This is a genomic window from Comamonas sp., assembly GCF_036643215.1.
GTDB lineage: Bacteria > Pseudomonadota > Gammaproteobacteria > Burkholderiales > Burkholderiaceae_C > Comamonas.
Genome location: NZ_JAVXSJ010000002.1, coordinates 281,008 through 288,317, shown reverse-complemented (window position 1 = coordinate 288,317; position 7,310 = coordinate 281,008). Strand labels below are relative to the sequence as shown.

At 58.0% G+C, this 7,310-nt stretch carries 6 protein-coding genes and 1 pseudogene; 3 read left to right on the top strand and 4 right to left on the bottom strand.

Features of this window, described 5'->3' with window-relative positions; all coding sequences use genetic code 11:
- Positions 1–500: pseudogene (locus RSF91_RS03155) on the top strand (MBL fold metallo-hydrolase); the annotation flags it as partial.
- Here RSF91_RS03155 and RSF91_RS03150 read toward each other — a convergent pair.
- Positions 494–775, bottom strand: a complete 282-nt coding sequence (locus tag RSF91_RS03150) for a DUF2798 domain-containing protein (protein WP_332567046.1) — start codon at positions 773–775, stop codon at positions 494–496. The pseudogene RSF91_RS03155 and the gene RSF91_RS03150 sit on opposite strands and share 7 nt — an antisense overlap.
- Complete coding sequence (locus RSF91_RS03145; protein WP_332567036.1) at positions 768–1,559, bottom strand: siderophore-interacting protein; 792 nt, start codon at positions 1,557–1,559, stop codon at positions 768–770. The genes RSF91_RS03150 and RSF91_RS03145 overlap by 8 nt, the downstream gene beginning before the upstream one ends.
- 77 nt (positions 1,560–1,636) lie before the next feature.
- Between RSF91_RS03145 and RSF91_RS03140 the strand changes: the two genes are divergently transcribed.
- Positions 1,637–2,077 (top strand): MarR family winged helix-turn-helix transcriptional regulator, encoded by a 441-nt coding sequence (locus RSF91_RS03140; protein ID WP_332567035.1) that lies wholly within the window; start codon positions 1,637–1,639, stop codon positions 2,075–2,077.
- Between the two features lie 126 nt (positions 2,078–2,203).
- Here RSF91_RS03140 and RSF91_RS03135 read toward each other — a convergent pair whose 3' ends face one another.
- A complete protein-coding gene (locus tag RSF91_RS03135) occupies positions 2,204–2,392 on the bottom strand; it encodes a hypothetical protein (RefSeq protein WP_332567034.1) in 189 nt (62 codons plus the stop codon).
- A gap of 533 nt (positions 2,393–2,925) precedes the next feature.
- Here RSF91_RS03135 and RSF91_RS03130 point away from each other — a divergent pair.
- Positions 2,926–5,163: a TonB-dependent receptor gene (locus tag RSF91_RS03130; protein WP_332567033.1), complete on the top strand. Its 2,238-nt coding sequence runs from the start codon at positions 2,926–2,928 to the stop codon at positions 5,161–5,163.
- Positions 5,164–5,316: 153 nt separating this feature from the next.
- Here RSF91_RS03130 and RSF91_RS03125 read toward each other — a convergent pair whose 3' ends face one another.
- Positions 5,317–7,296, bottom strand: coding sequence for a lytic transglycosylase domain-containing protein (locus tag RSF91_RS03125; RefSeq protein WP_332567032.1), 1,980 nt, complete (start codon positions 7,294–7,296; stop codon positions 5,317–5,319).
- Positions 7,297–7,310: the final 14 nt, after the last annotated feature.

Here is a 7,310-nt window from a genome sequence, read left to right as displayed (position 1 = left end):
ATTCGGTGATTCTGTTCGAGCCCGAGAGCCGCACCCTGATCTCAGCCGATGCGCTGTGGGAGAACGGCTTTGGCGTGGTCTTCCCCGAGATTGAAGGCATTGCCGCTTTTGATGAAGTGGCAGCCACGCTGGATGTGATTGAGCAGCTGCAGCCGCGAACCATAGCGCCAGGCCACGGCAGCGTGTTTACCGATGTGCCTGCGGCACTGGCCATTGCGCGAAAACGGCTTGCAGGCTTTGTGCAATCACCCGAGCGCCATGCCAGTTATGCGGCCAAAGTGCTGCTCAAATACAAGCTGCTGGAGTGGCAAAGCATCAGCCTGCAAGATCTCAGCCACTGGATTCATGGCACGCCCTATTTCGGCATCTTGCACCGGACCTACTTCGGAGCGCAGACATTGCAGCAATGGCTGGATAGCCTGATCGATGGTCTGATTGCTAGCAAAGCTGCCCAGCTGCAGCACAACGCAGCTGGCGCACCCATTCTGCTCAATCAGTGATGCACGGTGGCGGCCACCAGCCGCATCACCACAGGGCGCACCAGCACCACACAGCAAAAGGCAGAAGGCATGGCCACGGCATAGGCCTTGAGTACCGTCCACCAGTAACCCGCGCCCAGCCCGCCATTAACGGCCACGATGATGCTGCACATGAGAAACGCCATGATCAGCGCCATGTAGAAGGCAAACACCAATGGCGTAAAGCGCTTGTGCAGTTTGCGGCGTGGCTTCACTGCCGAGTGACTCAAGCAGTCTTTTTCAGTCGCCTCAGTCATTGGCATTCAGCTCTTCATGGTGAGCCGCTTCGCCTTGCTTCCAGTACGAGGCAATGCGCATGCGCTTGGGGTTGGCGCCGGGCTTGGCCAGCAAGCGCTGGCGCAAATCGGCCATGGCACGGTTCTCTCCAGAAGCCCAGATAAAGCCATCTCCCGCAGGCAACTCCAACGCATCAGCCGCGTCGGCCAGCGATGTCACCCACTGCAAATCCAGCGCGGCAGCACTGGCCCATGCGCGTTGATCGGCTGGGTTGCTGATCTGCACCCGCACAATGGCGCGGGTGCTGGCGGGCAGCTCGGCAAGCCTGCGCTCAATGGCGGGCATAGCGCTTTCATCGCCCAGCAGCACATGCCAGTCCAGATCAGCAGGAACGACCAAGCTGCCACGCGGCCCAGCCAGACCCAGCCACTGGCCTATGGGGGCTGTGCGCGCCCATTCCACGGCCGGGCCGGTGCCATGCTCGGCAAACTCCATCTGCAGCGTGTTGCGAGCGGCATCGTAGTTAAGCGGTGTGTAGTCGCGCATGGTGGGACGCTCGCCATCGATGTGCGGGCGGCCGTCAACCATCTGCGGCAGATTGGGTTTATCCAGCCCGGCCTGCGGCAGGATGAGCTTGGTGTGGTCGTCAAAACCGGCGCTGACAAAGCCTTCCAGCTCAGGGCCGCCCAAGGTCAGGCGGATAAAACCGGGGCTGATTTGCTCGCGTGCCAGCAGTTGCACATGGCGAGCGCGAAATTCGTGGCGTACACGTTGCATGATGGGTGTTACTTCGGTGTTGGACATTTTTCTAAAGAAGTTGATAAAGTCCACTAAATATCAATTAATAAGTTGACTAAGTCAACAAATAAACCTTTCCCACCATGAGTTCATCCCTTGCCGCCGATGTGTTTGAAGTGCTGCATGACCTGATGCACCAGTTTCGCGCGCGCCTGCTCCAGTCGCTAGAGCGCATTCAGCCGGGGCTGACGTTCAATGAGTTCCGCATCCTGATGCACGCAGGTCGCCACCCGGGCATTACGCAAAAAGAGCTGGTTGAGCACAGCCACACCGACAAAGCCCAGATGGCGCGCATGCTGACCCAGTTGCAGGACAAGGGCTGGCTGGAGCGCTCGGCCAGCGAGGCCGACAAGCGCGTGCGCTGTCTGCAGCTCAGCGCGCAGGGGCAGCAGTTGTTCGCCCAGCTCAAAAATCAGCGCGAGAAAATCGCCGCCGAGCTGCTGCGCGACTTCCCCGTCGAGCAGCAAACCCAGTTGCATGCGCTGTTGCAGCAGGCGCTGCAGGGAGCACAGACCAAAAATTGAGTGAAGCCGCCATAAAAAAGGAGCTGCCAGCGCTTTTCAATCTTCAATTTCAGGATGAAAAAACCCTGAAATCACCGATTAGCGTGCGCTGACAGCTCCTGATTCAGAAGCTAAAAACGATCCGTTTTAGAACTTCATATTCGCTGTAACCCAAAAGGTACGACCTGCCTGTGTCACGCCGGACACGGAAGAGCCACCCTGGAAGTAGCTATTCACCCAGGTGGGCGTGCCGTTGACGCTGACCTGCTGGTACTTGCGGAAGTCCTTGTCGAACAGGTCTCTTTCGTTTAAGCCTTGCTCTTGGCAGGCAGTCAAGTCGCCTAGTGACTTCAACGCTGAGCTGTAAGCCTTCGTTGTACAGCGCCGCATTGCTGCGGCCAACTTGACTGGTTCATTTCGTAAAACTACTCTCCAGCACGGGCATGTGCTTTTCATGCAACAAATCATGAAATGATTCTGCTAATGAGAATTATTTGCATCATTTTGCAAGATAATTCCCACACTTGGCCTTCACATAAAGATACATAACAAGGGCTCTATCAAGCGCATGCCGCACCGCAATTCACGCCGTGCCTGGCCTCTTCCCTTCTTATGTCTCTAGCGCTTGCAACGCAAACGCTACAAGTTGCCATGTCCTCATTCCGTACCGCCATTCCCGCCTACTGCTGTAGTGCGTCATCCAAGCCTCTGGTTAAGGCATAGCGCCTAAGCCCAACGGCTTCCTGCAGCAATTCACGCTGCACCCCCTTCTTTACATAGTCGTGCCTACACGTTTAGGCAGGGTGTCCCCTGCCTTGATAAAGCACGGTCTTGCCCGTTTTCTTCTTTCAACAACACAGGAGATTTCCATGGACCACCAAGCTGCTGGACAGCCCCCTGCAACTCTGCTCGCTTCGCCTTCCCAAGAAGCTTTTTCACTGGCACACGACTCTTCTTTGGGACGTCACTTTTGGGCTGGTGCCGTACTAAGCGGTGCTGCTTTAGCCATCGCACCGGCATACGCTGCTGAAGTGACCTTGGACACTGTCACCGTGACGGAGCAGCACGACGCCCCTTATCAAACGCCCTCTAAAGCCAGCAGCCCAAAGTTCACAGCGCCATTGCTGGACACGCCTAAATCCGTCACCGTCATCACGGAAGAGTTGATCAAGGACCGGGGCGCAACCTCGCTTCAGGATGTACTGCGAACCACTCCTGGCATCACACTGGGTTCGGGGGAAGGCGGCACGCCCACTGGCGACAGGCCATTCATTCGCGGCTACGAAGCCAGCACCGACATCTTCATTGACGGTGTACGTGACTACGCACGCGGCTCGCACGAAACCTTCAACATTGAATCCGTGGAGGTCATCAAAGGTCCTAGCTCGGCTTATACGGGTCGTGGCGGCACAGGGGGCAGTATCAATCTGCAAACAAAATCCCCAAAGCTGGATAACTTCTTTGAGGCCAGCACAGGCTTTGGCAATGCAAAGCAATGGCGCTCCACGGTGGATGGCAATGTGAAGTTCTCAGAAAGCGGTGCATTTCGCCTGAACGTCATGAAAATGGGCGGAGAAGTTCCTGGCCGTGACGGTGTCAAGGTTGACCGCTTTGGCATTGCTCCATCGCTCGCCTTTGGTCTGGGAACCCCCACACGCCTGAAGCTGTCGTACTCACACATTGAGAACAACGACATGCCTGACTTGGGAATTCCATTCAAGACCGCAGCGCATCCAGAGCTGAATCGCCCTATCGAAGTTGATCGCAACAACTTCTATGGTCGCCATAACGTTGACTTTCGCGAAAACGTGATGAAAACGGCCACAGCCATTTTTGAGCACGATTTCACCAGCGAGCTGAAATTCCGCAACACCACACGCCAGACGAAGTCGCTGAATCATTATCTGATGAGCCGCCCCTCGTTTGACAACTGCGTTGCAGGCAACACCAGCGCCGCATGTAACCCGGGCAGCGCAAGCGCCCAGTTCCGCCGCGACGACCGCGCCCGCTGGCGCAGCAGTGAAGCACTGATCAACCAGACCGACCTGTTCGGCAGCTTTAACACTGGCAGCGTCAAACACAGCTTCAGCACGGGCCTGGAGTTTGGCAAAGAGGAGATTTATGACAAAACCATCACAGGTTTGCCAGGCCGTGAACACGACTCTCTGTACAACCCCAACCCGAACAAGCAATACAACTACCAACTGCAGTACGGCCCCCAAAAGGCTGCGGGCGAGATAAAGACCCAATCGCTGTATCTGTTCGACACGATGCAGATCAATGACAAGTTCTCCATCAATACAGGTCTGCGCCGTGACCGATTTGAGGTTAATAACTTCACAGACAGCCGCACTGATAGCTTCTGGAACTACCAGCTAGGCGCCGTCTATAAACCTGCTGAGAACGGCAGCATTTATGTGTCTTATGGCACCTCGTCCAACCCATCCGGGGAAAACCTGGGCCAGAGCGGTGGTGCAGATGGAGCAGCTGGCGGTGCCGCCATCCGCAACCTGAAGCCTGAAAAGAGCCGCAGCTGGGAGCTGGGCACGAAGTGGGATTTGCTGAACCACAAACTGTCGGTCACTGCCGCCTTGTTTGAGACTAAGAAAACCGATGCCCGCTCTACCAACCCGCTGACTGGCGACGTGACCTTGGGCGGCAACAACCGCACACGAGGTCTTGAGCTGGGCGTTAGCGGTGCTATCAATCCCAAGTGGAGCATCTGGGCCGGCTACACCTACCTGGACCCCAAGATCAGCAGCTACCGTAGCGGTAATGAAGTATTTGACGGCAACCGCATCAAATTCATTGCCAAACAAAGCGCCACCTTGTGGACCACTTACAAAGTACTTCCCAACCTCACTGTAGGTGGTGGTGCAAGCTATATGGGCATGCGCTATGCCGACGACGCCAACCAAATGCAATTGCCTAGCCACGTTCGCTACGATGCAATGGCACGCTATGAGTTCAACCATCAACTGTCGCTGCAACTCAATGTGAACAACATCTCGAATGCACGCGTCTACGATGCCTCGCACGTCGGCGTCTTCGCCAACGTAGGTCCGGGCCGCTCGTACATGCTGACGGGCACCTACCGCTTCCAGTAAGTCCATGCCACCGTCGATGAAAGCGAAGCTCTCGTCGACGGTACATGACTGAAAGCATTCAGCAAAAAATCCATTAAAAAAGCGCTCACCCTTTTTCTAGGGTGAGCGCTTTCAGCTATCAATCAATGAGCAATCAGCTCATCGCATATTTGCTCACGGCAGATCCTTCATAGGCTCTGCCTCGTTGCCGGGGCGTGGACCAACGGTGCCCAGACGGCTCTTGAGCGACTGGGGCTGACCCGTAATCAGCGCCGCGTAGTTGGTGGTGTTGGAGAGCACCTTCTTCACGTAGTCGCGCGTTTCGCTGAAGGGAACGTTTTCGGCCCAGATGGCGGCGTCCAGCGTGGGGCCGTTGCGCCAGTTACGTGGGCGGCCGGGGCCTGCGTTGTAACCTGCGGCGGCCATGGCCATGGAGCCGTCAAAATCGTCCAGCGCCAGCTTGAGATACGACGTGCCGATGGTGATGTTGGTATCACGGTCGTTGATCATGTCAGGCGTAAAGCCGGTCATGCCGATCTTCTTGGCCGTCCAGCGCGCCGTGGCGGGCATGACTTGCATGAGGCCCGAGGCACCCACGCCCGAGCGCGCATCCATGATGAAGCGGCTTTCCTGGCGGATCAGGCCATAGACATAGGCCGGGTCCAGACCGATGTTGCGCGACTTGGCCAGCACGGTGTCGTGATAGGGCATGGGATAGCGCTGCTTCCAATCGGCAAAGGTCTTGGTGCGCTCGCTGGTGTTGATGCAGCGGTCCCAGACCTGGCGCTCGCAGGCCAGATCGGCCGCGGCATACAGCTCGCGGTCTTCCAGGCCACCGGGCTGGTGCAGGTTGGTGCTGTAGTTCCACTCGCGCACGCCTTCGCTGCGCAGGCCCATGCCAATCGCATACAGGCTACGGGCCAAGCCGGGGTTGCTGCGCGCGGTGGCTTTTTCCTGCGCCGTCAGCGGTGCGGGGGCGGGCGGCACGGTAATGCGCTGGCCGATTTCTTCCAGCGCCAGTTGCTCATAGAAGCTGCCGCTGCCCGCGGTGTCTTCCAGCAACTGACGGGCCTCCGCCTTTTCTTCGGCGCTGGGGCGACCAGCCAGCATGGCCTTGGCCTTCCAGTAAGCCCAAGTCGGGTCGGTGCGCTCGGGGCCCATGGCGTCGACAGCACGGCGCACGGCTTTCCAGTCACCGGCACGCAGGGCGGCACGCACCTTCCAGCCCAGCAGCTCATCGCTCAGGTCTTCGTTGCGGCGCACTTTGCCAAAGTAGGTGTTGGCATCAGGCGAGAGCTTGAAGGCAGCCTGCTTGCCGGCCACGGCCCAGGCCCAGTTGCGCTCTTCAGCGCTGAGCTGTGCGCCCCAGCCGCCTTCAATCTGGCCAGCCGCGCCATCGGGGTCACTCGCTGCCATGCGGATCAGGGCCAGCAGCGCCAGCTCCTTGCGCTCGCGACCTCGGGACTTGCTTTGCCCGGCCAGATATTTGGCGGGAGAAGCAAAGACCTGCGCAACCTGGTCTGCCGCATCAGGCGCGACGATAGCCACCGCATCACGCGCCGCCTTCTGGCGGTTGTTCTCAGTTGCTACGCGGGCGCGGCGCCACACATCTTCAGCGCTGATGAGCTTGCTGGCGTACATCTGGCCAGCAGCGGTGGTGCAACCGTCATCGGCATCTTTTTGCGCCATCCACAAATCGCGTACCTGCTGGCCCACATTGGGCGCGCCACGGCCTTGCACGGCATCGGCCAGCAAAGCGTAGCAGGTGACAGACTTGTCATCACGCATGCGGAACTGGGGGTAGACGCGGCTGAAAGTGCTCCAGTCGCGCTGCTTGCCCAGCATCAGCAGCCAGTCGTTGCGCAGGCGATCTTCCTGGTAAGTGCCAGCGTAACGGGTGAGGAATCCCTGAATTTCATCAGGCGCCGAGGTTTCAAGACGGTTCTTGAGTTCCCAGTAAGCGGCCCAAGGTTGAAGGGGGTGGCCGCTGGCCTGTGGCAGCAGCTGGGTCAGGGCTGTCTGGTTGCGCGCGCGGAATGCTTTTTGCATATCCAGCAACACGGCATCACCCGAATTTTGTGCCTGCGCAAACGGAGCAGCTACAGTCAACATGGAAGCCGCACAAAGCGGTGTCAAAATCTTCAGCCAGTGCATGGAGGAAATTACCC

Bases quoted from the DNA above. Each gene is read 5' to 3' on its own strand.
- RSF91_RS03125 (WP_332567032.1), bottom strand. From the start codon at position 7,296: ATGCACTGGCTGAAGATTTTGACACCGCTTTGTGCGGCTTCCATGTTG.
- RSF91_RS03145 (WP_332567036.1), bottom strand. From the start codon at position 1,559: ATGTCCAACACCGAAGTAACACCCATCATGCAACGTGTACGCCACGAA.
- RSF91_RS03150 (WP_332567046.1), bottom strand. From the start codon at position 775: ATGACTGAGGCGACTGAAAAAGACTGCTTGAGTCACTCGGCAGTGAAG.
- RSF91_RS03130 (WP_332567033.1), top strand. From the start codon at position 2,926: ATGGACCACCAAGCTGCTGGACAGCCCCCTGCAACTCTGCTCGCTTCG.
- RSF91_RS03140 (WP_332567035.1), top strand. From the start codon at position 1,637: ATGAGTTCATCCCTTGCCGCCGATGTGTTTGAAGTGCTGCATGACCTG.